Source organism: Burkholderia sp. WP9, assembly GCF_900104795.1.
Taxonomy (GTDB): Bacteria; Pseudomonadota; Gammaproteobacteria; order Burkholderiales; family Burkholderiaceae; genus Paraburkholderia.
Genome location: NZ_FNTG01000001.1, coordinates 3,252,110 through 3,275,859 on the forward strand (window position 1 = coordinate 3,252,110; position 23,750 = coordinate 3,275,859).

The 23,750-nt window shown below is 63.4% G+C and carries 21 protein-coding genes; 18 read left to right on the forward strand and 3 right to left on the reverse strand.

Features of this window, described 5'->3' with window-relative positions:
* Positions 1 to 12: 12 nt before the first annotated feature.
* The 3 genes from BLW71_RS14455 to BLW71_RS14465 all read left to right on the forward strand — a co-directional run bounded on the left by BLW71_RS14455 (position 13) and on the right by BLW71_RS14465 (position 3,462).
* Positions 13 to 792: an SDR family oxidoreductase gene (locus BLW71_RS14455; RefSeq protein ID WP_091796938.1), complete on the forward strand. Its 780-nt coding sequence runs from the start codon at positions 13 to 15 to the stop codon at positions 790 to 792.
* Positions 793 to 795: 3 nt separating this feature from the next.
* Positions 796 to 1,614 (forward strand): cobalamin-binding protein, encoded by an 819-nt coding sequence (locus tag BLW71_RS14460; RefSeq protein WP_091796940.1) that lies wholly within the window; start codon positions 796 to 798, stop codon positions 1,612 to 1,614.
* 261 nt (positions 1,615 to 1,875) lie between these two features.
* A complete protein-coding gene (locus BLW71_RS14465; protein WP_091796942.1) occupies positions 1,876 to 3,462 on the forward strand; it encodes an ABC transporter substrate-binding protein in 1,587 nt (528 codons plus the stop codon).
* Between the two features lie 78 nt (positions 3,463 to 3,540).
* On the opposite strand, the gene BLW71_RS14470 is transcribed toward BLW71_RS14465, so the two are convergent.
* The gene (locus BLW71_RS14470) at positions 3,541 to 4,614 is read right to left on the reverse strand and encodes an MBL fold metallo-hydrolase (RefSeq protein ID WP_091796944.1); all 1,074 of its coding nucleotides are present in this window, start codon (positions 4,612 to 4,614) and stop codon (positions 3,541 to 3,543) included.
* 187 nt (positions 4,615 to 4,801) lie between these two features.
* On the opposite strand from BLW71_RS14470, the gene BLW71_RS14475 reads away from it, so the two are divergent.
* The 12 genes from BLW71_RS14475 (at position 4,802) to bioB (ending at position 19,015) form a co-directional block, all read left to right on the forward strand.
* The gene (locus tag BLW71_RS14475) at positions 4,802 to 5,206 is read left to right on the forward strand and encodes a MerR family transcriptional regulator (protein ID WP_091796945.1); all 405 of its coding nucleotides are present in this window, start codon (positions 4,802 to 4,804) and stop codon (positions 5,204 to 5,206) included.
* A gap of 82 nt (positions 5,207 to 5,288) precedes the next feature.
* A complete protein-coding gene (gene aceK / locus BLW71_RS14480; protein WP_091796947.1) occupies positions 5,289 to 7,118 on the forward strand; it encodes a bifunctional isocitrate dehydrogenase kinase/phosphatase in 1,830 nt (609 codons plus the stop codon).
* A 93-nt stretch (positions 7,119 to 7,211) separates the two neighbouring features.
* Positions 7,212 to 7,988, forward strand: coding sequence for a carbonate dehydratase (gene can, locus BLW71_RS14485; RefSeq protein ID WP_091796949.1), 777 nt, complete (start codon positions 7,212 to 7,214; stop codon positions 7,986 to 7,988).
* On the forward strand, positions 7,981 to 9,189 hold the full coding sequence (locus tag BLW71_RS14490) for an acetyl-CoA C-acetyltransferase (RefSeq protein ID WP_177205038.1): 1,209 nt from the start codon (positions 7,981 to 7,983) through the stop codon (positions 9,187 to 9,189). Before can ends, BLW71_RS14490 begins: the two co-directional genes overlap by 8 nt.
* A gap of 36 nt (positions 9,190 to 9,225) precedes the next feature.
* Positions 9,226 to 9,903: an SDR family oxidoreductase gene (locus BLW71_RS14495; protein ID WP_091796951.1), complete on the forward strand. Its 678-nt coding sequence runs from the start codon at positions 9,226 to 9,228 to the stop codon at positions 9,901 to 9,903.
* A 24-nt stretch (positions 9,904 to 9,927) separates the two neighbouring features.
* Positions 9,928 to 11,058, forward strand: coding sequence for an acyl-CoA dehydrogenase family protein (locus BLW71_RS14500; RefSeq protein ID WP_091796953.1), 1,131 nt, complete (start codon positions 9,928 to 9,930; stop codon positions 11,056 to 11,058).
* Between the two features lie 7 nt (positions 11,059 to 11,065).
* Positions 11,066 to 11,515, forward strand: a complete 450-nt coding sequence (locus tag BLW71_RS14505; protein ID WP_091796955.1) for a YchJ family protein — start codon at positions 11,066 to 11,068, stop codon at positions 11,513 to 11,515.
* Between the two features lie 570 nt (positions 11,516 to 12,085).
* Complete coding sequence (locus BLW71_RS14515) at positions 12,086 to 13,360, forward strand: dienelactone hydrolase family protein (protein WP_091796957.1); 1,275 nt, start codon at positions 12,086 to 12,088, stop codon at positions 13,358 to 13,360.
* Between the two features lie 1,267 nt (positions 13,361 to 14,627).
* A complete protein-coding gene (gene bioA / locus BLW71_RS14520; RefSeq protein WP_091796958.1) occupies positions 14,628 to 15,989 on the forward strand; it encodes an adenosylmethionine--8-amino-7-oxononanoate transaminase in 1,362 nt (453 codons plus the stop codon).
* A complete protein-coding gene (gene bioF, locus BLW71_RS14525; RefSeq protein ID WP_091796960.1) occupies positions 15,989 to 17,173 on the forward strand; it encodes an 8-amino-7-oxononanoate synthase in 1,185 nt (394 codons plus the stop codon). The genes bioA and bioF overlap by 1 nt, the downstream gene beginning before the upstream one ends.
* Entirely contained in the window at positions 17,170 to 17,901 is a 732-nt protein-coding gene (gene bioD / locus BLW71_RS14530) for a dethiobiotin synthase (RefSeq protein WP_091796962.1), read from the forward strand. The genes bioF and bioD overlap by 4 nt, the downstream gene beginning before the upstream one ends.
* A 34-nt stretch (positions 17,902 to 17,935) precedes the next feature.
* Positions 17,936 to 19,015, forward strand: coding sequence for a biotin synthase BioB (bioB, locus tag BLW71_RS14535; protein WP_091796964.1), 1,080 nt, complete (start codon positions 17,936 to 17,938; stop codon positions 19,013 to 19,015).
* 90 nt (positions 19,016 to 19,105) lie between these two features.
* On the opposite strand, the gene BLW71_RS14540 is transcribed toward bioB, so the two are convergent.
* Positions 19,106 to 20,131, reverse strand: a complete 1,026-nt coding sequence (locus tag BLW71_RS14540) for a sulfate ABC transporter substrate-binding protein (RefSeq protein ID WP_091796966.1) — start codon at positions 20,129 to 20,131, stop codon at positions 19,106 to 19,108.
* Between the two features lie 134 nt (positions 20,132 to 20,265).
* Positions 20,266 to 20,868, reverse strand: a complete 603-nt coding sequence (locus BLW71_RS14545; protein WP_091796968.1) for an RBBP9/YdeN family alpha/beta hydrolase — start codon at positions 20,866 to 20,868, stop codon at positions 20,266 to 20,268.
* Positions 20,869 to 21,226: 358 nt separating this feature from the next.
* Here BLW71_RS14545 and BLW71_RS14550 point away from each other — a divergent pair, with 358 nt between their 5' ends.
* From BLW71_RS14550 to BLW71_RS14560, 3 genes are all read left to right on the forward strand, one after another.
* A complete protein-coding gene (locus BLW71_RS14550; RefSeq protein ID WP_091796970.1) occupies positions 21,227 to 22,168 on the forward strand; it encodes a 2-hydroxyacid dehydrogenase in 942 nt (313 codons plus the stop codon).
* A 77-nt stretch (positions 22,169 to 22,245) separates the two neighbouring features.
* Complete coding sequence (locus tag BLW71_RS14555; protein WP_091796972.1) at positions 22,246 to 23,172, forward strand: hydroxymethylglutaryl-CoA lyase; 927 nt, start codon at positions 22,246 to 22,248, stop codon at positions 23,170 to 23,172.
* A 54-nt stretch (positions 23,173 to 23,226) separates the two neighbouring features.
* The gene (locus tag BLW71_RS14560) at positions 23,227 to 23,748 is read left to right on the forward strand and encodes a YbaK/EbsC family protein (RefSeq protein ID WP_091796974.1); all 522 of its coding nucleotides are present in this window, start codon (positions 23,227 to 23,229) and stop codon (positions 23,746 to 23,748) included.
* The last annotated feature ends 2 nt before the right edge of the window (positions 23,749 to 23,750 follow it).

Consider the following 23,750-nt stretch of genomic DNA (forward strand, 5'->3'; position numbering starts at 1 on the left):
CGAGGCGCCGGAATGAGTTCACCGCTGAAGGTTTTCATTACCGGCGCTTCGAGTGGCATTGGCCTCGCGCTCGCCGCCGAATATGCGCGGCGCGGCGCGATTCTCGGCCTCGTTGCCCGCCGCGGCGACGCCCTCGCCGCGTTCCAGCAGTCCCATCCGCAGAACACCGTCTCCATCTATTCCGTCGACGTTCGCGACGCCGAAGCGCTCGCCGACGCGGCCGCGCAGTTCATCGAGCGGCACGGCTTGCCGGACGTCGTGATCGCCAACGCCGGCATCAGCCGCGGCGCGGTCACGGGCCACGGCGATTTGCGCACCTTTCGCGAAGTGATGGATATCAATTACTTCGGCATGGTCGCCACCTTCGAGCCGTTCGCCGCCGCGATGATCGCCGCGAAACGCGGCACGCTGGTGGGTATCGCCAGCGTCGCCAGTGTGCGTGGCTTGCCTGGGTCCGGCGCGTACAGCGCGTCGAAATCGGCGGCGCTCAAGTATCTCGAAGCGTTGCGCGTGGAAATGCGGCCGCATGACGTCGGTGTGGTCACCATCGCGCCCGGCTATATCCGCACGCCCATGACCGAGCACAACCCGTACACCATGCCGTTCCTGATGGACGCCGACCGTTTCGCGGTGAAGGTGGCGCAGGCGATCGAACGTCAAACGGCGTTCGCGGTGTTCCCCTGGCAGATGCGCATCGTGGCCATGCTGCTGCACGTGCTGCCGCGTTGGCTCTACGACCGCGCGTTCGAACGCGCGCCGCGCAAGCCGCGCGCCGCCACAGAAGCCGAGTAAGGCATGCCCCCCCGTGCGGTCGATGCAGCCGGCGTCGCGCACGAACCCGCCGGCGCCGCGGCACGCATCGTCTCGCTGGTGCCGAGCATCACCGAACTGCTGTTCGCGCTCGGTCTCGACCGGCAGATTGTCGGCCGCAGCGGCTTTTGCGTGCATCCTCACGACAAGGTGCGCGAGGTCCGCAAGGTCGGCGGCACCAAGGCCGTGAACCTCGACGCCATTCGTGCGTTGCGCCCCACCCATCTGATCGTCAATATCGACGAAAACGAACGCGATACCGTCGAGCAACTGCGCGCGTTCGTGCCGCATATCGTCGTGACGCATCCGCGGACACCGCAGGACAATCTGGTGCTCTACACGCTGCTGGGCGCGATCTTCGATCGGACGCGGGAAGCGCAGCGCCTGAGCGAAGCGCTCGAAGCCCGGCTAGACGAAGCGGCTGCGCACGCATTCGCGCCGCAAAACGTGCTCTATCTGATCTGGCGCGAGCCGTGGATGACCGTGGCGCGCGACACCTATATCTCCGCGATGCTGCGACTCGTGAACTGGCGCACGCTCCCTGATGTGCAAGGCGGTGCGCAAGGCGCAGGACGTTACCCAACGCTCGATTTCGACACCGCGCCATGGCTTGCCCACGTCGATCGCATCCTGCTCTCCAGTGAGCCGTATCGCTTCACGCAGGCCCATTGCGACACGCTGAAACGTGATTCGCGGCTGGCCGGCAAGCGTATCGAGTTGATCGATGGGGAAATGGTTTCGTGGTACGGCGTGCGTGCGATCGAAGGTATCGCTTATCTGCTGCGGCGCGCAGCGGCGGCATAAGCGTCGACGCCGCGCCGCGAGGCCGGACAACCTTCCATATGAATATGCGGATTATGTTGTTGTCGGCGCAACCACCCTTCGATAAGCTTTCGCGAAGGCCGGCGCGCGCGTGGGCGGCATTGTCCAAGCCATGCGCCAGCGCCGGAAACGTATCACAATGAAGACGGCGGCTATGCTGGACGGCCGCCCGTCGCTCTCGTCAACGGAATATAACCACACAACCAGACGCACTGCCTGACTGCGCTCGTTATGGGAGATCCTATGCGCTTCAAACTGCTCGCAGCCGCCGTACTGTTCACGGCGCCCGCGCTCGTGCTCGCCAAACCGCTGACCGTCTGCACCGAGTCGAGCCCCGACGGCTTCGATGTCGTGCAGTTCAATTCGCTCGTCACGACCAATGCGTCGGCCGATGTGATCTTCAACTCGCTGGTCTCGTACGACGAGGCGGCGAAGAAAGTCGTGCCGGCGCTGGCCGACAAGTGGGACGTGAGCGCCGACGGCCTCACTTACACGTTCCATCTGCGCCCGAACGTGCAGTTCCAGACCACCGACTACTTCAAGCCCGCCCGGCCGCTTACCGCCGACGACGTCGTCTTCACGTTCGAGCGCATGCTCGACGACAGCAATCCGTGGCACAAGGTGGCGGGCGCGAGCGGCTTCCCGCATGCGCAGTCGATGGGCCTGCCGAAGCTCATCAAGTCCATCAGCAAGGTCGACGACAACACCGTCAAGTTCGAGCTGAACGCGCCCGACGCAACTTTCGTGTCCATCCTGACCATGGGTTTCGCCTCGATCTATTCGGCTGAATATGCCGACCAGTTGCTCAAGGCCGGCAAGCAGGCCGATCTGAATTCGAAACCGATCGGCACGGGTCCGTTCGAGCTGAAGAGCTATACGAAAGACGCCGTGATCCGCTATGACGTGAATCCTGCCTACTGGGGTCCAAAACCGAAGATCGACCGTTTGATCTACGCGATCACGCCGGACGCCACGGTGCGCGCGCAGAAGGTGAAAACCGGCGAATGCCAGATCGCCTTGTCGCCGAAGCCGCAGGATCTCGCCGACGCGAAGGGCGACAAGTCGCTCGCCATCGTGCAGACGCCCGCCTTCATGACGGCGTTCGTCGCGCTGAACACGCAGAAGAAGCCGCTCGACAACCAGAAGGTGCGCGCCGCGCTCAACATGGCGTTCGACCGCACCACGTATCTGAAGACCGTGTTCGACAATACGGCAACGGCGGCCGTGAACCCGTATCCGCCGAACACATGGAGCTACAACAAGTCCGTTAAGGCGTGGCCGTACGACCCGGCAAAGGCGAAGAAACTCCTCGCCGACGCGGGCTATCCGAACGGCTTCGAAACGACGATCTGGGTGCGTCCGAACGGCAGCGTGCTGAACCCGAATCCGAAGGCCGGCGCGGAACTGCTGCAAGCCGACTTCGCGAAGATCGGCGTGAAGGCCGAGGTGAAGGTGATCGAATGGGGTGAGCTGATCAAGGAGGCCAAGCAAGGCCAGCATGATTCGCTATTCATGGGCTGGGCGGGCGACAACGGCGATCCGGACAACTACCTGTCGCCGCTATTCAGTTGCAACGCGGTCAAGTCGGGCATCAACTTCGCGCGCTTCTGCGATCAGGACCTGGACAAGCTGATTGCCGACGGCAAGGCGACGCCGGATCAGGCGAAGCGCGCGAAAGCGTACGAACAGGCGCAGCAGGTCATTCACGATCAGGCGCTGTGGATTCCGCTCGGCTATCCCACCGCGGCGGCCATCACGCGCACGAACGTGAGCGGTTATCACGTAAGTCCGTTCGGACGGCAGAACTTCGGGACGGTGTCGGTGCAGTAATCGCTTCTGCGTCTGCAGCGCGCGAGAAAAAGCCCGGTTGCGTAAGCACCGGGCTTTTTCATCTGCACGCCACCGCAATCACGCCGGCGAAAACCGAATCACCCCATCCGCGTCCTGCGCACGCTTCAACTCCCCCGCCAGCCACAGCAGATGCAAGTGCGCCAGCGCTTCGCCCATCGCAAACGTCATCTGATGAATGTCGAGCTGACGCTTGAACATGAGCGGCACGATATCCGCAGCGCTTTGCGGTTTTTCCGCGCATGCCTCGCGCACTTCCGCCAGACGCGCTTCATGATGCTCACGCAATTGCCGGATACGCGTGCGCACGCCGCGGAACGGCTTGCCATGTGACGGCAGCACCAGCGTCTCTTCCGGCATCGTCTCGTAGCGACCGAGCGACTCCAGATAGAGCGCAAGCGGCGAGCCTTCCGGCTCCATATCGAACACCGACACGTTGGTCGAAATGCGCGGCAGCACCATGTCACCGGAAATCAGCACGCCGGTCTCCTCGCAGAACAACGCGCAGTGTTCGGGCGAATGACCGAAGCCGGTCACCACGCGCCACGTTTTGCCGCCGATCTTCACGCCGTCCGCTTCGCGCAAGCGCCGATACTGGCCAGGAATCGCCGGCACGAGGCTCGCGTAATAGCTCTTGCGATTGCGCAGTTTCTCGAGCGATTCCTCGTCGGTCACACCGTGCCGCGCGAAGTGCCGCGCGGCGCCTTCGCCGCCCGCATTCGAACCGTCGCCCGCAGCCATCACGCGGGCCTGCATGTATTCGCCGAGCGTCGTCCACAACCGCACGTCCCAGCGCTTTTTGTCACCGCCCGCGCAAATCCAGTGTGCAAGGCCAATGTGATCGGGATGGCAATGCGTGACGATCACGCGCAGCACCGGCAGGCCGCCGAGCACCGAGTCGAACACCTTTTCCCAGTTTTCCTTGATCGTGTCCGAGGTGATGCCGCAGTCCACCACGGTCCAACCCTGCTGCCCGTCGATCTCGTCGCGTAACAGCCAGAGGTTGATGTGATCCAGCGCGAAGGGCAGCGGCATGCGCAGCCAGAAGACGCCTGGCGAGACTTCCATGGCGTGGCCCGCGTCCGGCAACGCGTCGTTGAACGGGTAGTCGAGTTGGTGTTCGAGTGCATTCATTGTGGGTGTCTTCCTCCGTCGGCCGTCCGGCATGGCGAGGTATGCGATGCCGGATAGCGTGGTTGCGGCGTGCTGGCGCCGAACAGCGGCCGTACTGCGCCTGGTTGCGTTCAGCTCAAGTTGACGATAACGTAAACGTTGATTCTATCGTTCAATCCGATTTTCTGCCTGGCCACGGAATGCCCCGATGAACACGCAATACACGATCACCGAGCTCGCGCGGGAATTCGACGTCACGCCGCGCGCGATCCGCTTCTATGAGGATCAGGGTTTACTCTCACCGAGCCGGGAAGGATCGAGCGGCTTGCGGCGTGTGTATTCCGGCCGCGACCGAACGCGTCTGAAGCTCACGTTGCGCGGCAAACGGCTCGGCTTCACGTTGTCGGAAATTCGCGATCTGCTGGACGTGTACGAGTCGCCGACCGACACGGTGCCGCAATTGCACGCGTTCCTCGCCACGGTAGCGCGTCATCGCGAAGTGCTGGAGCGTCAACTGGAAGACCTGAACGCGACGCTCGAAGACCTCGCGCAATATGAAACGCAGGCGCGCGCGCTGCTCGCGACCGGCGCACGCGAAGCCAAGCCGGCATGAACCACGGCGCGATGCGGCGCGGGCCCACCTGGGCGATACAATCCCGGGTGTCTTTACGACATGAGGCGGATGCACGGTCGACATGAATCACTTCCCCAAACTGCTGTCGTCGCAAATCGGCTTTGACGTCGCACAGACCATGCTCGAAGGATTCGACCGGCACTACCGGGTCTTTCGCGACGCCGCGATCCACGCCAAGACGCTGTTTGAACAGGCCGACTGGCACGGCCTGCAGAAGCTCGCGCGCGACCGCATTGCCTCGTACGACGAACGCGTCGAGGAATGCGTCGAACTGCTCGAAGACGAATACGACGCGGAAAATATCGACGACGAAGTCTGGCAGCAGATCAAGCTGCACTACATCGGCCTCCTCACCACGCACCGGCAGCCCGAATGCGCGGAGACGTTCTTCAATTCGGTGTGCTGCAAGATCCTGCACCGCTCGTACTTCAACAACGATTTCATTTTCGTGCGCCCGGCCATCTCGACCGAATACATCGAGAACGACGAACCCGCGGCGAAGCCAACTTACCGCGCGTACTATCCCGGCAAAGACGGCCTCGCGGCGACGCTCGAGCGCATTGTCACGAACTTCCAGCTGGAACCGCCGTTTGAAGATCTGACCCGCGACGTCGGCTGCCTGATGCAGGCGATCCGCGACGCGTTCGGCGTGTTCGACGAAGCGCCCAATTTCCAGATTCACGTGCTCTCGTCACTGTTTTACCGGAACAAGTCTGCGTATATCGTCGGGCGAATCATCAACGGTGATCTGCTGTTGCCGTTCGCGGTGCCGCTGCGCCATGTGAAGCCGGGCGTGCTCGCACTCGACACGGTGCTGCTCAAGCGCGACCAGTTGCTGATCATCTTCAGCTTTTCGCATTCGTATTTCCTGGTGGATATGGAAGTGCCGTCCGCTTACGTCGAGTTTCTCGGCACCATCATGCAGGGCAAACCGAAGGCGGAAATCTACACGTCCGTGGGTTTGCAGAAGCAGGGTAAGAATCTGTTCTATCGCGACCTGCTGCATCACCTGTCGCATTCGAGCGATCAGTTCATCGTCGCACCCGGCATCAAGGGCCTCGTCATGCTCGTATTCACGCTGCCGTCGTTTCCGTATGTGTTCAAGCTGATCAAGGACAGCTTCCCGCCGCCGAAGGAAACCACGCGCGCGCAGATCAAGGAAAAGTATCAGCTCGTCAAACGGCACGACCGTCTGGGCCGCATGGCCGACACGCTCGAATATTCGAGCGTAGCGTTGCCGGTCTCGCGGCTCGACGAAGCGCTCGTGCGTGAACTCGAAAAGGAAGTGCCGTCGCTGATCGAATACGACGGCGACAGCCTCGTGATTCGCCATATGTATATTGAACGCCGCATGGTGCCGTTGAATCTGTTCCTGCAGAACGGCAACGACGAGGACATCGAGCACGGCATCAAGGAATACGGCAACGCCATCAAGGAACTGATGCAGGCGAACATTTTTCCGGGCGACATGCTGTACAAGAACTTCGGCGTGACACGTCACGGCCGCGTGGTGTTTTATGACTACGATGAAATCGAATATCTGACCGACTGCAACGTGCGCGCGGTGCCGGCGCCGCGTAACGAGGAGGACGAAATGTCGGGCGAGCCGTGGTACTCGGTCGGCCCGCACGACATTTTCCCGGAGACGTACGGCACGTTTCTGCTCGGCGACCCACGCGTGCGCCGCTCGTTCATGCAACATCACGCGGACTTCTTCGAACCTGCGCTATGGCAACGGCACAAGGATCATCTACTGAAAGGCGAACTGCCCGACTTTTTCCCGTACGACGACAGCGTGCGCTTCTGCGTGCGCTACCCGGAACGCTTTGCCGATGCGGCCAGCTCCGCACCGGACGCACCGGCCGACGAGCGCAGCGCGCGGGTCGCATGAGGCGCCTGTGCCGCCCGCAGTGTTGATGCCTCGTCCGAACCTTATGTAACGACATCGACCGGTCAACCGGTCGAGCAACCGCCAAGACGCACCATGAACACGAACGCTTCCACTCCTGACAATCCGCTCGCGCATCTGTTCGACAACAACGAAGCGTGGGTCGCCCGCAAGCTGTCCGAAGACCCCGAGTATTTTTCGCGTCTCGCACATCAGCAAACGCCCGAGTATTTGTGGATCGGCTGCTCCGATTCGCGCGTGCCGGCGAACCAGATCATCGGCCTGCCGCCGGGCGAAGTGTTCGTGCATAGAAACATCGCTAACGTGGTGGTGCATTCCGATCTGAACTGTCTCTCGGTGATCCAGTTCGCCGTCGATCTGCTGAAGGTCAAGCACATCATGGTGGTCGGCCACTACGGCTGCTCGGGTGTCGGCGCGGCGCTGCACGGCCGCCGCGTGGGTCTCGCGGACAACTGGCTGCACCACGTGCAGGACGTGCGCGCCAAGCATGCCGCGCTGATCGAGGAATGGCCGATCGGCGAGGCGCGTCACCGGCGTCTGGTCGAACTGAACGCGATCGAACAGGTGATGAACGTGTGCCGCACCACCATCGTCAACGATGCATGGGCGCGCGGCCAGGCGTTGACGGTACATGGCTGGGCGTACGGCGTGCATGACGGCAAGGTGCGCAATCTCGGCATGACGATCAGCGAGCCGGCCGCGCTCGACGCAACCTATCAGAAGTGTGTCGCGGCCGTGTCGGCGAGTGGCCCGCACAAGGCAGACAACGACGTGGTGGCCGCCGATGCGGCTCAGCTCGGCGACGTGCCGGCCATCGTCGAAGGCGTCATCAAGGAGCTTAAACATGAGTGAGACAAGCATGAGTGAGACAAAGACTGATCCGATCGTTATCGTGGGCGTGGCCCGCACGCCGATGGCGGCCTTTCAGGGCGACTTCGCCACACTGACCGCGCCGCAATTGGGCGCGGTGGCGATCGAGGCGGCCGTGCAGCGCGCGGGCCTGAAACCCGAACAGATCGACGAAGTGGTGATGGGTTGCGTGCTGCCCGCAGGCCTCGGCCAGGCGCCCGCGCGTCAGGCCGCGCTCGGCGCCGGCTTGCCGCTCGCCACCGGCAGCACCACGGTGAACAAGATGTGCGGCTCCGGCATGCGTGCGGCAATGTTCGCGCACGACATGCTCGCGGCCGGCTCCGTCGACGTGATCGTCGCGGGCGGCATGGAAAGCATGACGAATGCGCCGTACCTGCTGCCGAAAGCGCGCGCCGGCATGCGTATGGGCCACGGCCAGGTGATCGACCACATGTTCTACGACGGTCTCGAAGACGCCTACGAAAAAGGCCGTCTGATGGGCACCTTTGCCGAAGAATGCGCGGCCTCGTTCGACTTCACGCGCGAAGCGCAAGACGCGTTCGCCGTCGAGTCGCTCCACCGCGCGAAGCGCGCGAACGAAGACGGTTCGTTCAGCTGGGAAATCGCGCCGGTGAAGGTGCAAAGCCGCAAGGGCGAAGTCACCATCGATCACGACGAACAGCCGTTCAAGGCGAACCTCGACAAGATTCCAACGCTCAAACCCGCATTCAGCAAAACCGGCACGGTGACAGCGGCGAACTCGTCGTCGATTTCCGATGGCGCGGCCGCACTCGTCATGATGCGCGAGTCGACGGCGAAGCGCCTCGGCGTGGAGCCGATTGCACGCGTGGTCGGCCACTCGACCTTCGCACAGGAACCGGCGAAGTTCACCACCGCGCCGGTCGGGGCGATTCGCAAGCTGTTCGAGAAGAATGGCTGGCGCGCCGACGAAGTCGATCTGTATGAGGTCAACGAAGCATTTGCCGTCGTCACCATGGCGGCCATGAAGGAACACCATCTGCCGCACGAAAAGGTCAACGTGAACGGCGGCGCCTGTGCGCTCGGCCATCCGATCGGCGCGTCGGGCGCGCGCATTCTCGTCACGCTGATCGGCGCGCTCAAGCAACGCGGCGGCAAGCGCGGCGTCGCGACGCTGTGCATCGGCGGCGGCGAAGCGACGGCCATGGGTATCGAACTCGTGTAACGCGATTCGGGGCGTTTTGACAGCTTGGAGTATTCGATGAAAACAGTGTTGATCGTCGGTGCGTCGCGTGGCATCGGCCAGGAGTTTGTGCGGCAGTACAAAAAGAGCGGCTGGCGCGTGCTCGCCACCGCGCGTGACGGCGCCGCGCTCGATGCGTTGAATGAACTCGGCGCCCAAACGTTCTCGCTCGACGTGAGCGCGCCAGAGGAAATCGCCGCGCTCGGCTGGAAGCTCGACGGTGAACGGCTCGATGCGGCGATCGTGGTGGCGGGCGTCTACGGCCCGCGCACGGAAGGCATCGAGACGATCACTGCTGAAGACTTCGACCACGTCATGCACACCAATGTGCGCGGACCCATGCAATTGATGCCGATCCTGCTGCCGCTCGTCGAAGAGGCCGGCGGCGTATTCGCGGTGATTTCGAGCAAGATGGGCAGCATTGGCGACGCGAGCGGCACGACCGGCTGGCTGTATCGCGCGAGCAAGGCGGCGCTGAACGACGCGTTGAAACTCGCGTCGCTGGACGCTCGGCGCGCCACGTGCATTTCGCTGCATCCAGGCTGGGTGCAAACCGACATGGGCGGCGCCCAGGCGGCGATCGATCCCGCGCGCAGCGTGACCGGCATGCGTGATGTGCTGGCGCAGGCCGCGGGTGCGCGCGAAGCGTTCAACGGCCGCTTCTATCAATACGACGGGACACCGCTCGACTGGTGAGCAACTACTTGAACGGGATCACTTATGGTGCTTGATCAGGATCACCTGATGGTCCGCGACGCGCTGCGCACGTTCGTACGCGAAGCGATCACGCCGCATGCGGCGGCATGGGACCGCGAACGCACGTTTCCGCAGGACGTGCATCGGCAACTGGCGGAACTCGGCGCGTATGGCGTGCTCGTGCCCGAAACGTACGGCGGCGCCGGCATGGACGCGCTGGCGCTCGCGCTGATACTCGAAGAAATCGCAGCCGGCGACGGCGGCACTTCGACGGCGATCTCCGTCAACAACTGCCCCGTGTGCAGCATTCTGCTCACCTACGGCAACGACGCGCAGAAACGCGACTGGCTGACGCCGCTCGCGCGCGGCGACATGCTCGGCGCGTTTTGCCTGACCGAACCGCAAGCCGGTTCCGACGCCTCCGCGCTGCGCACCACCGCGACCCGCGACGACGATTCGTATGTGTTGAACGGCGTCAAACAGTTCATCACGAGCGGCAAGAACGGCAATGTTGCGATCGTCATGGCCGTGACGGACAAGGCCGCGGGCAAGCGCGGCATCAGCGCGTTTATCGTGCCGACCGATACGAAGGGTTACGTCGTCGCGCGGGTTGAAGACAAGCTCGGCCAGCATTCGTCGGACACCGCGCAGATCATTTTCGAGGATTGCCGCGTGCCGGCCGCGAACCTGATCGGCGCAGAAGGCGAAGGCTACCGGATCGCGCTGTCAGGGCTCGAAGGCGGCCGTATCGGCATCGCCGCGCAAAGCGTCGGCATGGCGCGCGCCGCGTTCGAGGCGGCGCTGAGTTATGCGAAGGAGCGCGAGAGCTTCGGCGTGCCGCTCTTTTCGCACCAGGCCGTGCAATTCCGCCTCGCCGACATGGCGACGCAACTCGAAGCGGCGCGCCAGTTGATCTGGCACGCCGCCTCGTTGAAAGACGCCGGCCAGCCGTGCCTTACTGAAGCCGCTATGGCCAAACTGTTTGCCTCCGAAGCCGCCGAGCGCATCTGTTCGGCCGCCTTACAGATTCATGGCGGCTACGGCTATCTCAGCGACTTCCCGGTCGAGCGGATTTATCGCGACGTGCGCGTTTGCCAGATCTACGAGGGCACCAGCGACATTCAGAAAATTTTGATCGCACGCGGTCTTGGCTGAAAGACTGATGAATAAGCAATTGTTGCCGTTACAACGACCTGCCGACTGTCCCTGTGGGGGCGCCGCGCCCGATCAACGCAGCGGCGCCAAGGCGCCCCGCTTCGCGCAATGCTGCGGCCGCTATATCGACGGCGGCGAAGCGGCGCCACGGGCCCTTGAATTGATGCGCTCGCGCTACAGTGCCTATGTGGTCGGTGCAACGGATTATCTGCGCGCAACCTGGGCGCCGCACACCTGCCCCGCCGATCTCGACGCGGATCCCGCTTCGCCCGACGCGCCACGGTGGCTCGGACTGCAGATCAAGGCGTTTGCTGAAACCGACGCTCATCACGCGACCGTCGAATTCGTCGCGCGTTACAAGGTGGGCGGCCGCGCGCACCGGCTTCATGAACTGAGCCGTTTCGTTCGCGACGAAGACGGTCGCTGGCGTTACGTGGATGGCGACGTGAGCGAATAACCCTTCCCGACCCTTACACGACGCCGCAGCGACCTCACGCCGCGCTCACATATGGCCCCGATAGCGGGGCCATTTTTTCGTGTTGGCTCCATGCCACAACGCCCGCGCCGCGCCTGATTGCTTCGTTGCACCAAACACCCGCGAGGCCCGCACGACCGGCCGGAGGTGGCCGATCGACGCGCGGCAAATTTTGCGTCGCGGGTTCTCCTTGATTGCACAAAACAAAATTGTCGTGCCAGGATGAGGCCGTAGCTTCATGACGTCACGTTGCGAGAGCCGGTCCATACCGCTCCGCAAATTGCGCAGGACGCCCTGCCGGGCACCAGAGAGTGTGGTTCCGGCGGCGGTTTCAGGCAGCAGGCGTGACGCTCATCATCGGCGCGTGGGGTCGCGTCGGCCGTTTGGGTTCATCCCGTGCGATCTCGATTAGCGTGCGTGCGCCTTTGGCGCACTCCGTGCGCGAGTGAGCTTTTGTTTGTCGAAAGGCCAGCCGAAAGGCAAATGTCAGTAATGGCTTTCGATAAACGGGCATCACGGTGTTCAGGGCAGGTTTTTGAGGCAGGTGCGTCAATGGTGTTCAGCAAGGTTCTGACGAAGTGTGCGGTGATGTGTGCAGCGGCCACGTGCGCTGTCGCACTCGCGCACGCCGACCCGCTCGCCGACATTCAGGCTGGACCGCTGACACGCGCGCACGTGCCGCGTATTGCGCTCGACGACGACGTCTATCTGCCCAGCGCAGGTCTGAACGAACAGATCATCCGCGTACCGGTCGACGCAGCCGGCACGATTACCCTCGAAACGACGATCTACAAACCGGACGGCGCAGGCCCGTTTCCGATGATTGTTTTCAACCACGGCAAGATTCCCGGCGATCCGCGCACGCAGGAACGCAGCGACCCGCTGCCGTTCGCGCGCGAATTCGTGCGCCGTGGTTATGTGGTGGTGGCGCCGAACCGTCAGGGTTTCGGCCATTCGGACGGCGCTTATCAGCAGGACGGTTGCGACGTCGAAAAGAACGGCATCAGCCAGGCCGGCGACGTCGCCGCGACGGTCGACTTCATGTCGAAGCAACCTTACGTGGACGCCACGCACATCGTCGTGGCCGGCACCTCGCACGGCGGTCTTGCGACGATTGCCTACGGTACGGAAGCGGCGCCGGGCGTGCGCGCGCTGATCAATTTCTCGGGCGGCTTGCGGCAGGATGCTTGCAGCGACTGGCAGGGCAACCTGACGCGCGCCTTCGGCGCTTACGGCGAGAAGACCAAGGTGCCGTCGCTGTGGATGTACGGCGATAACGATTCGGTCTGGAATGCGCCGCTGGTGGCGGGCATGTATGCCGCGTTCGGTGCGCACGGCGCGAGCGCGAAGATGGTGGATTTCGGCAACTACAAGAACGATGCGCACCGGCTGGTCGGCGACCGCGATGGCGTGCATGTGTGGTGGCCGGCCGTGGAAGCGTTCCTTGCGCGAGTGGGGATGCCGACTGGTGTGCAGTATCGTGTGTCGGATCCTTCCATGCCGAAGGCGAGCGGGTTTGCCGCTGTCGATGCGGTCGATGCCGTGCCGTTTGTCGACGAAGCCGGGCGCAATGGGTATCGGAATTTCCTGCATCAGTTTCCTAGCCGGGCGTTTGCTGTGTCTGATACTGGGGCTTGGTCGTGGGCTGAGGGTGGCGATGATCCTATGTCGGTTGCCGTGGCCAATTGTCAGAAGCAGAGTTCGGCGCCTTGCCGGTTGTATGCGGTGAATAATGCGGTTGTTTGGGGGGATCAGTCTTCGCAGACGGCTGATGGTGGGGCTGGGGGTAGCGCTGATGCGCGGCGGGCTATTGCTAGTCGGGAGTGAGTGGTTTTTTGCCTGATTGGCGGTGTTTTTGGTTGTTTCCCTCGGGTGGTGGCCTTTCCTTGATTTCTTAGTGGTCTATTCGCGTTGCCCCTGTGCGGGGCGGCACCTACTTTCTTTGCCGCGGCAAAGAAAGTAGGCAAAGAAAGCCGCTTTGCACCGCCAGCTCTTAAGCGGGGTCCCCGCACAGCCACGGTAGTGGTCCATCTGGAATCCGTGCCCTCGCACATTCGGCGCTTGTGACACAGCAGTCATTCTTCCGGCGGCGCTGCGCGTGCCGAGGCGGTACTTCATTAAAACCATCGGTCGTTTGTAGGTCAGCGGGATTTCCTAATCGCCTGTCCTTCTTTCACGCGTGCTCGACTTCACATCGCAGGCCCCTTCTGGCATCAGCAGTATTTCTAAAGCCCCTGCATTTCTTACCCCGGCAGTATTTCTAATGCCGCGACTCTGCTCTTACCCCAGCAGTATTTCTATGCCTCGGCTCGGCTCTTACGCCGGCAGTATCTCTAATGCCACGGCTCGGTTCTTACGCTGGCGGTACTTCTAATCCTTCGGCTCGCTTCATGTATCGGCCGGGCTTCCAAGAATTCCGCTCGCTCCTTGCGCCGGCCGCATCGGCGCCACGCCGAGGCGAAGCCGATGGCTCCCGCCGCATACGAACGCAGCCTCGGGTTTCAGGCTGACCGTTCTGGCGAGCGCGCAGCGCGAAGCAGGAAGTATGACGGCCTTGTCACGAAGGCCGCATGTGCGAGGGCACGGATTCCAGATGGACCACTACCGTGGCTGCGCGGGGGACCCGCTTATGGGCTGGCGGTGCAAAGCGGCTTTCTTTGCCTACTTTCTTTGCCGCGGCAAAGAAAGTAGGTGCCGCCCCGCACAGGGGCAACGCCAATAGACCACTAACAAAGCAAGGAAAGGCCAACACCACAAAGACCCCAGCCAAAAAACCGCCGAACAGGCAAAAAACCCCCGCCCACCCCAATTTCCCGCCAGTAAAACCCAACTACTTTGCCGTCGCTAACTGCACCGATCAGCAACCTTCCGCGGAAAACAGAAACCACCTGCATCGAACAGCCAACAACCCCAGCGCCGCAGGCAAAAACCGCCCATCCGCCCCTAGTGCACAGCACGAAATAAACCGCTAATCTCGACCCCGCAAGCCCGCCAAGGGCCGCGCGCAGCGCAGAAAAAAGAAGCGCAGCACGCTCGAAGATGGCCCTAAAAAAGCCACGCCGCACAGCGGCCAAAAAGCACCCTGGAGTACCCTTTGGAAAAGTCAGCAGCACAGTCAACAGCCCCCGAAGACTGGATCGCCCGCAGCCTGCGCGCCGTCTGGCACCCCTGCACGCAGATGAAGCACCACGAGCGCCTGCCGCTCGTGCCCGTCGCGCGTGGTCAAGGCGCGTGGCTCTACGATCGCGCCGGCCATCGCTATCTGGATGCCATCAGCTCCTGGTGGGTCAACCTGTTCGGTCACGCCAACCCGCGCATCAACGCGGCGCTCAAAGACCAACTCGACACGCTCGAACACGCCATGCTCGCCGGCTGCACGCATGAACCGGCTATCGAACTCGCAGAGCGGCTCAGCGCGCTCACCGGCAATACGCTCGGCCACGCATTCTTCGCATCGGATGGCGCGTCCGCCGTCGAAATCGCCTTGAAGATGAGCTTCCACTCATGGCGCAATCGCGGTTTCTCCGACAAGCAGGAATTCGTCTGCATCGCCAACAGCTACCACGGCGAAACCATCGGCGCACTCGGTGTCACGGATGTCGCGCTGTTCAAGGACGCCTACGACCCGTTGATCCGCCACGCGCATGTCGTGGCATCGCCCGATGCTCGTCTCGCGCAAGCTGGCGAAAGCGCCGCCGATGTCGCGCGCCGCGCACTCGATCACGTTCGCGCACTGTTCGAAGCACGCGCCACGAAAATCGCCGCGCTGATCGTCGAGCCGCTCGTGCAATGCGCGGCCGGCATGGCCATGCACGACGCGTCGTATATCGCCGGATTGCGCGCCTTGTGCGATCAATACGGCGTGCACCTGATCGCCGATGAAATCGCCGTAGGCTGCGGGCGCACCGGCACCTTCTTCGCATGCGAACAGGCCGGCATCTGGCCGGACTTCATCTGTCTGTCGAAAGGTATCAGCGGCGGGTATCTGCCGCTTTCGATCGTGCTGTCGCGCGACGAAATTTTCGATGCCTTCTATCACGACGACACCGCGCGCGGCTTCCTGCACTCGCATTCGTACACGGGCAATCCGCTCGCCTGCCGCGCGGCGCTCGCTACGCTCGATCTGTTCGAGAGCGACAACGTTCTCGCCGCCAACACGCAGAAGTCCGCGAAGCTGAAAGCCGCGCTCGCGCCGCTCGCCGATCACGAGCAAGTCCGCAATCTGCGTCAGCGCGGCACGATCTTCGCGTTCGACGCCGTGATCGACGATGCTCAGCAAGCCAGAACATTCTCGCGCCGCTTCTTCGAAAACGCGTTGCAGCGCGAACTGCTGCTGCGCCCAATCGGAACCACGGTGTATCTGATGCCCCCTTATATCCTCGACGGCGAAGAACTCGCGCTGCTCGCTTCACGCACGCGCGAAACCTTCGAAGCCACGCTTGCGGAGACCCGCTAATGCATCTGCTCGACACGCTCGCCGAAGGGCTGAAGGAGATCGACGCGCGCGGCCTGCGCCGTCGCCGCCGCACCGCCGACACGCCGTGCGCGGCCCACATGACGGTCGACGGCCGCGCGATCATCGGCTTCGCCAGCAACGACTATCTCGGGCTCGCCGCGCATCCGCAACTGGTCGCGGCCATCGCCGAAGGCGCAGAGCGCTACGGCGCGGGCAGCGGCGGCTCGCATCTGCTCGGCGGCCACTCGCGCGCGCATGCGCAACTCGAAGACGATCTCGCGGAATTCGTCGGCGGCTTCGTCGACAATGCGCGCGCGCTCTACTTCAGCACCGGCTACATGGCAAATCTCGCCACGCTTACCGCGCTCGCGGGCCGTGGCACGACGCTCTTCTCCGACTCGCTGAATCACGCGTCGCTGATCGACGGTGCGCGTTTGTCCCGCGCCGACGTGCAGATCTACCCGCACTGCGATACCGAAGCGCTGAGCGCGATGCTCGAAGCCTCGGACGCCGATGTCAAAGTGGTCGTCTCCGACACCGTTTTCAGCATGGACGGCGACATCGCACCGCTAGCACGCCTGCTCGAACTCGCGGAAAAACACGGCGCGTGGCTGATCGTCGACGACGCGCACGGTTTCGGCGTGCTCGGCCCGCAAGGCCGCGGCGCGATCGCGCAAGCAGCGCTGCGTTCGCCGAACCTCATTTCGATCGGCACGCTCGGCAAAGCGGCCGGCGTTTCCGGCGCATTCGTCGCGGCGCATGAGACGGTGATCGAATGGCTCGTGCAGCGCGCACGTCCGTACATTTTCACTACGGCGTCGGTGCCGGCCGCCGCGCACGCGGTGTCGGCAAGCCTGCGTATCATCGGCGGCGAAGAAGGCGACGCGCGGCGCGCGCATCTTCAGCAGTTGATCGAGCGCACGCGCGCCATGCTCAAGGCAACGCCGTGGATACCGGTCGATTCGCATACGGCCGTGCAACCGCTCATCATCGGCGCGAACGATGCCACGCTGGATATCGCGGCCACCCTCGAACGTGCGGGTCTATGGGTGCCGGCCATCCGTCCGCCGACCGTGCCCGCCGGCACATCGCGCTTGCGCATTTCGCTGTCGGCCGCGCACTCGCAGGCGGACCTCGATCGGCTCGAAGCCGGCTTGCAGCAATTGGGAGCGAAAGCGGCATGAGTAGCGCGAATCAAAACGCACTGTCGTTGTTCGTCACCGGCACCGATACGGAAATCGGCAAGACGTTCGTCTCGGCTGCACTGTTGCGCGGCTTCGTTCGCGAAGGGCTGCAAGCCGCCGCGATGAAGCCGATCGCCGCCGGCGCGTTCGAAGTGGACGGCGTGCTGCATAACGAGGACGCGGATCAACTCGACGCCGCGTCGAACGTCCTGCTGCCGCCCGAGATGCGCACACCGTATCTGTTGAAGGAACCGGCCGCGCCGCATATTGCGGCCGCGCTGGAAAACGTCTCGCTCGATCTGGACCGTATCGTCGACTGTCACGCGCAAGCGCTCAAGCGCGCGGAGATCGTCGTGGTGGAAGGCGTCGGCGGATTTCGCGTGCCGTTGACCGCCACTCAGGACACCGCCGATCTCGCCGTTGCCCTGAAACTGCCGGTCGTGCTGGTGGTCGGCATGCGGCTCGGCTGCATCAGCCATGCGCTGCTCACCGCCGAAGCGATCGCCGCGCGCGGGCTCACGCTCGCCGGCTGGGTTGCCAACCGCATCGATCCGGACATGACGTTTCCCGACGAAAACATCGCGTCGATCCGCGCGCATCTCGCCCGCGAATACGACGCGCCGCTGCTCGGCATCGTGCCGCATCTGAGCCCCGCTTCGCCCGAGTTCGCGGCGGAGCAGCTCGACATCAACCGCCTTTTGCAGACGCTGCGCCACGCGCAGCGCTGAACCCCCATCACATCCATCCATGAGGATCGACGACATGACGCAACTGAACATCGCTCCGGCGTCCGCCGATACGGCCGCCGCCAATAACAACGCCGCAGCCGGCACGAAGCAGGTCGCGCGCTGGCGCGTGGCGGACATCGTGGCGTTGTACGAACTGCCGTTCAACGACCTGATGTTCCAGGCGCAGCAAACCCATCGCGAACATTTCGATGCGAATACCGTGCAACTGTCGACGCTGCTGTCGATCAAGACCGGCGGCTGCGAAGAAGATTGCGCGTACTGTCCGCAGTCGGTGCATCACGACACGGGCCTGCAAGCCGACAAACTGATGCCGGTCGACGAAGTGCTCGCCGCCGCGAAGGTCGCCAAGGAAAACGGCGCGACGCGTTTCTGCATGGGCGCCGCATGGCGTAATCCGAAAGACCGTCACCTCGAACCGATCAAGGACATGATCCGCGGCGTGAAGGCGATGGGTCTCGAAACCTGCGTGACGCTCGGCATGCTCGAAACGCATCAGGCGCAAGGGCTGCGCGAAGCAGGCCTCGACTACTACAACCACAATCTCGATACGTCGCCGGAGTTCTACGGCCAGATCATTTCGACGCGTACGTATCAGGATCGCCTCGACACGCTCGAACGCGTGCGCGATGCCGGCATCAACGTGTGCTGCGGCGGGATTGTCGGACTGGGCGAGTCGCGTCGTGAGCGCGCCGGCCTGATCGCGCAACTGGCGAACATGGAGCCGTATCCGGAATCGGTGCCCATCAACAATCTGGTGCAGGTGGAAGGCACGCCGCTGACCGGCACGGAAGCGATCGACCCGTTCGATTTCGTGCGCACGATTGCGATTGCGCGCATCACCATGCCGCGCGCCATGGTGCGTCTGTCGGCGGGCCGCGAGCAGATGAACGAAGCGTTGCAGGCCATGTGCTTCCTCGCCGGTGCGAACTCGATTTTCTACGGCGATCAGTTGCTGACCACGAGCAATCCGCAGGCGGAAGCCGACCGCAAGCTGCTCGAACGACTCGGCATTCGCGCCGAGGCCGCGCAACAAATGCCGCTCGATCAAAGCGGCTGCGAGCATGGCTGCGATAAACACGCTGCGCCGAACTGAGCGCATGCGCCGCGTGCAATAAAACACGCGCGATAAAAAAGGCTGCCTCGTTTTGTACGAGACAGCCTTTTTACTTAAGAAGCCGAAGTTTTATTTCTTGTCGACGATGATCTGATCAAACGTCCCGCCATCGGAAAAATGGGTTTGCTGCGCTTTCTGCCAGCTGCCGAACATTTCTTCGACCGTGAACGTCTTGATCGGCTTGAACTCCGCGGCATGCTTCGCGAGCACCGTCTTGTCTCGCGGACGCAGGTGATGCTGCGCGATGATTTCCTGGGCGGCCGGCGACCACAGATAGTCGAGATAGGCCTGCGCTTCCTTGCGCGTGCCGCGCTTGTCGACCACCTTGTCGACGATCGAAACCGGCGGCGCCGCCAGCAGACTCACCGACGGATAGACGGCCTCGAAGTTGCCCCCGCCCACGCCCGTGTCCATCAGCGCCACTTCGTTTTCGAACGTCACCAGCACGTCGCCGATACCGCGCTGCGTGAACGTGGTGGTCGCGCCTCGTCCGCCCGTGTCGAGCACCGGCACGTTCTTGAAGATCGCCTTTTCGAAGTCGAGCGCCTGCGCGTCGGTGCCGCCGTGTTGCTTGCGATAGCCCCACGCGGCCAGATACGTATAGCGCCCGTTACCCGATGTCTTCGGATTGGCGATCACCACCTGCACGCCGGGCTTGGCGAGATCGTCCCAGTCCTTGATGTGCTTCGGGTTGCCCTTGCGTACGAGGAACACCATCGTCGTGGTGTACGGTGCGCTGCCGTCGGGCAGACGTGCGCGCCAGTTGGCCGGCACCAGTTGGCCTTTTTCGGCGAGCAGGTCGATGTCGTTGGGCTGATTCATCGTCACCACATCGGCCTGCAGGCCTTGCAGCACCGACAGCGCCTGCGCGCTCGACGCGCCGTGCGACTGGCGAATCGACACGGTCTCGCCGCTCTTCTCCTTGTACGCGGCAATGAAGCCGGCGTTGATGTCCTTATACAACTCACGCGTCACGTCGTACGACACATTGAGCAGCGACGCATCCGCGTGCGCCGTCGACACACCCGCCAGCGCGAGCGTGATTGCCGTCATGCCGGCTGCCAGCCAGCGCGATGTCCCCGTCTTGCCTGCCATCCTGTCCCCGCCTATCGTTGATGAAAACCAGTGGCCGCATGAACGCGCGGCATGAAGCGGGATTCTAACGGATCGCTTACTTGGCTAGCGGGCCGTCCGCGCGCCCGGCGATGCGCGAACGCAGGCCCGGCCACTCAAACGAACGCGTGCTGCGCGGTGTCGAACGACTCCTCGCGAAAACGCAACGGCGCCGCGCAATGCACCAGCGTGTCGACGAAATACTTCGCGCGCGGCCACGGACCAAATCCGGCCGCGGTGTTGATATGTCCCGCGTCACCGAGATTGACGAACGCACTGCCGAAACGCTGCGCCAGATCGCGTGATCCGGCGAGCGACATCCACGGATCGGTTTCGCTGCCGATCAGAATGGATGGCACGCCGAGACGCCGCGCGTCGAACGGTCCCGCGAAGGTGAATTTCTGCGGACTCGCGGGCGCGACGAACAGCACGCCGATCACGTCGTTCGCGTACGACGCCTGCTGCAGCGCATGCGCGGTCGCGAGGCAGCCGAAGCTATGCGCGGCCAGCACGAACGGCCCGCGCTCGCGCGCCAGCAGATCGCGCAACGATTTGGACCACCGCGCGAGGTCCGGCGCGTCCCAGTCGGCTTGCTCGACGCGCAGCGAGCGCGCGAACTGCCGCTCCAGCCATGTCTGCCAGTGCGCGCCCTCGCTGCCGTGCAGGCCGGGAACGGTGACGAGCCGCGGCGGCCATGTCGATTTGGTGCATGAAAGCATGTGGGTGCCTCGCTGCGGAATTCCGGATAATGATTGTCTCGCCGGGGCCCGCGTGGGCGAACCAAGTTTTTGTGCTTTGGTTATGGGGCAAATGCGCGAGCAAACGCGCGGGCAAATGGAGCGCCAAACGCTCGTAAGCACCGCCAGATAGAGGTCTCCCGACGGAAAGCGCACCACCAAAACCGCACGCTCGTGCGCAAACGCGCGCAATCCGCGTCGAAAAAGTAGAATGAAGCCTATCCATAAAAGGAGGAGGCCTCATGCCGCACGCGTCGTCCGCAGCATTGCATCTGCCGCATCGGCCATGTCGTGGCTTCTCCGTTACTCGACTCGACCTCGCAGGCGCCTTCCGGACCGTATGAAAATCCTCTTCTACATGCCGCATGCCGACGCCGCCGCGTGGCTGCACGACTTCGCCCGCGCGCTGCCGGAGGCCGATCTGCGTGAATGGCAGCCGGGCGATACCGCGCCCGCCGATTTCGCGGTGGTGTGGCGGCCGCCGCGCGAGATGCTGGCCGGCCGCGACGATCTGCGCGCCATCTTCAATCTCGGCGCGGGCGTCGACGCGATCCTCGCGCTGGAACACGAACAGCCCGGCACGTTGCCGCGCAACGCGCAGTTGATCCGCCTCGAAGACACCGGCATGGCGCTGCAAATGGCCGAGTACGTCACGCATGCGGTGCTGCGCTATCTGCGTCGCTTCGACGAATATCAAACGCGGCAAAACGAGCGCCGCTGGGAAGTGCTGGAGCCGCATCCGCGCGAAAGTTTTACCGTCGGCGTGTTGGGACTCGGCGTGCTCGGCGCGCATGTCGCACAGGCGGTGGCGGCGTTCGGCATGCCGGTGCGCGGTTACAGCCGCAGCCCGCGGCAGATCGACGGCATCGCGACGTTCGCCGGAGAAGCGCAATTCGACGCGTTTCTCGACGGTGTAAAAGTGCTGGTGAATCTACTGCCGCATACGCCTGAAACCGGCGACGTGCTGAACGCGCGCACCTTCGCGAGGCTTGCGCGCGGCGCGTATCTGATCAATGTGGCGCGCGGCGGACATCTGGTCGAACCGGACCTGCTCGACGCGCTCGCGAGCGGCCAGATTGCCGCCGCCACGCTCGACGTGTTCCGCGAAGAACCGCTACCGGCGGATCATCTGTTCTGGCAGGAGCCGCGCATCACGATTACGCCGCACGTGTCGGCTTTGACGTTGCGCGAAGAAAGCGTCGCTCAGGTCGCGAGGAAGATCACCGCGCTGGTAGGCGGTGCTACCGTCAGCGGCGTGGTGGATATCGAACGTGGATATTGAACATATCGGATCCCGTTGAAGGAGCGCCGCCCTATCTGGCGGCGACCGGTTGCATGGGACCGCATAGGAGACACATCATGGCACTGCCCCAGCAAGTGAAAATCGTCGAAGTCGGTCCGCGTGACGGACTGCAGAACGAAAAAGAGTTCGTCCCCACCGCGACCAAGATCGAGTTGGTCAACCGTCTGTCAGCGGCGGGCTTCCGTAACGTTGAGGCCGCTTCGTTCGTGTCGCCGAAATGGGTGCCGCAAATGGCGGACGGCGCGGAACTGATGGCCGGCATCGAACGGCGCCCCGGCACGATCTACTCGGTGCTGACGCCCAACCTGCGCGGCTTCGAAGGCGCGCTCGCCGCGCGTGCGGACGAGATCGTGATTTTCGGCGCCGCCAGCGAAGCGTTCTCGCAGAAAAACATCAACTGCAGCATCGCGGAAAGCATCGACCGGTTCGCGCCCGTCGCGCAGGCGGCCAAGCAGCACGGCCTGCGGATTCGCGGCAGCGTGTCGTGCGCGCTAGGTTGTCCGTATCAGGGCGAAGTGCCGGTGGCGTCGGTGGTGGATGTCGTCGAGCGCTTCGCGGCGCTCGGTTGCGACGAAATCGATATCGCCGACACGATCGGCGTCGGCACGCCCAGGCGCACGCGTGAAGTGTTCGAAGCGGTCACCCAGGTGTTTCCGCGCGAGCGTCTATCGGGCCACTTTCACGACACCTATGGCCAGGCGCTCGCCAACATCTACGCGGCGTTGCTGGAAGGCATCGAGATCTATCACGCGTCGGTGGCGGGCCTCGGCGGTTGTCCGTATGCGAAGGGCGCGACCGGCAACGTCGCGACCGAAGACGTGCTGTATCTGATGAATGGGCTCGGCATCGAAACCGGCATCGACCTCGCGCAAGTCGTGGCGATCGGCGATTTCATCTCCACGTCGATCGGCCGGCCCAATGTTTCGCGCGCCGGCAAAGCGCTGCTCGCCAAGGCGCGCAGCGAAGCGGCCAATTGCGTCTGACGCTTGCTCGACGCATGCGCTCAATACTCATGCAAACCATCAGGACCTGAAACGATGACGGACCACGCTTCTCTCGAATCCGACGATCTCACCGCGCTGCCCGACTCGGCACGCCGCGTCGCGCTGCTGTTGCGCGAACGCGGTCACGCGGGCCGCATCGTGATGCTGCCGGAAACCGGCAAGACATCCGCCGAAGCCGCCGCCGGACTTGGCTGCTCGGTCGCGCAGATCGCCAAATCGATCCTGTTTCGCCGCCGTGAAGACGATGCGCCGGTATTGGTGGTGGCGAGCGGCGCGAATCGCGTCGACGAAAAAAAGGTCGCCGCGCAGGTCGGCGAAATCGGCCGCGCGGATGCGAAGTTCGTCCGCGAAAAAACCGGCTATGCGATTGGCGGCGTCTGTCCGATCGGTCACGCCACCGAACCGGTCACGCTGATCGACGCCGATCTGCTCGAACTCGACAGCCTGTGGGCCGCCGCGGGCCATCCGCATGCGGTGTTCAATCTGACGGCGCAGGAACTGATCGCGCTGACGGGCGCGCCGGTGATCGACGTGGCGCTGCGCGAGACGGCGTGACG

Excerpts from the sequence above, each read along its gene's own strand:
- BLW71_RS14455 (WP_091796938.1), top strand. The coding sequence starts at position 13 with ATGAGTTCACCGCTGAAGGTTTTCATTACCGGCGCTTCGAGTGGCATT.
- BLW71_RS14460 (WP_091796940.1), top strand. The coding sequence starts at position 796 with ATGCCCCCCCGTGCGGTCGATGCAGCCGGCGTCGCGCACGAACCCGCC.
- BLW71_RS14465 (WP_091796942.1), top strand. The coding sequence starts at position 1,876 with ATGCGCTTCAAACTGCTCGCAGCCGCCGTACTGTTCACGGCGCCCGCG.
- BLW71_RS14470 (WP_091796944.1), bottom strand. The coding sequence starts at position 4,614 with ATGAATGCACTCGAACACCAACTCGACTACCCGTTCAACGACGCGTTG.
- BLW71_RS14475 (WP_091796945.1), top strand. The coding sequence starts at position 4,802 with ATGAACACGCAATACACGATCACCGAGCTCGCGCGGGAATTCGACGTC.
- aceK (WP_091796947.1), top strand. The coding sequence starts at position 5,289 with ATGAATCACTTCCCCAAACTGCTGTCGTCGCAAATCGGCTTTGACGTC.
- can (WP_091796949.1), top strand. The coding sequence starts at position 7,212 with ATGAACACGAACGCTTCCACTCCTGACAATCCGCTCGCGCATCTGTTC.
- BLW71_RS14490 (WP_177205038.1), top strand. The coding sequence starts at position 7,981 with ATGAGTGAGACAAGCATGAGTGAGACAAAGACTGATCCGATCGTTATC.
- BLW71_RS14495 (WP_091796951.1), top strand. The coding sequence starts at position 9,226 with ATGAAAACAGTGTTGATCGTCGGTGCGTCGCGTGGCATCGGCCAGGAG.
- BLW71_RS14500 (WP_091796953.1), top strand. The coding sequence starts at position 9,928 with ATGGTGCTTGATCAGGATCACCTGATGGTCCGCGACGCGCTGCGCACG.
- BLW71_RS14505 (WP_091796955.1), top strand. The coding sequence starts at position 11,066 with ATGAATAAGCAATTGTTGCCGTTACAACGACCTGCCGACTGTCCCTGT.
- BLW71_RS14515 (WP_091796957.1), top strand. The coding sequence starts at position 12,086 with ATGGTGTTCAGCAAGGTTCTGACGAAGTGTGCGGTGATGTGTGCAGCG.
- bioF (WP_091796960.1), top strand. The coding sequence starts at position 15,989 with ATGCATCTGCTCGACACGCTCGCCGAAGGGCTGAAGGAGATCGACGCG.
- bioD (WP_091796962.1), top strand. The coding sequence starts at position 17,170 with ATGAGTAGCGCGAATCAAAACGCACTGTCGTTGTTCGTCACCGGCACC.
- bioB (WP_091796964.1), top strand. The coding sequence starts at position 17,936 with ATGACGCAACTGAACATCGCTCCGGCGTCCGCCGATACGGCCGCCGCC.
- BLW71_RS14540 (WP_091796966.1), bottom strand. The coding sequence starts at position 20,131 with ATGGCAGGCAAGACGGGGACATCGCGCTGGCTGGCAGCCGGCATGACG.
- BLW71_RS14545 (WP_091796968.1), bottom strand. The coding sequence starts at position 20,868 with ATGCTTTCATGCACCAAATCGACATGGCCGCCGCGGCTCGTCACCGTT.
- BLW71_RS14550 (WP_091796970.1), top strand. The coding sequence starts at position 21,227 with ATGAAAATCCTCTTCTACATGCCGCATGCCGACGCCGCCGCGTGGCTG.
- BLW71_RS14555 (WP_091796972.1), top strand. The coding sequence starts at position 22,246 with ATGGCACTGCCCCAGCAAGTGAAAATCGTCGAAGTCGGTCCGCGTGAC.
- BLW71_RS14560 (WP_091796974.1), top strand. The coding sequence starts at position 23,227 with ATGACGGACCACGCTTCTCTCGAATCCGACGATCTCACCGCGCTGCCC.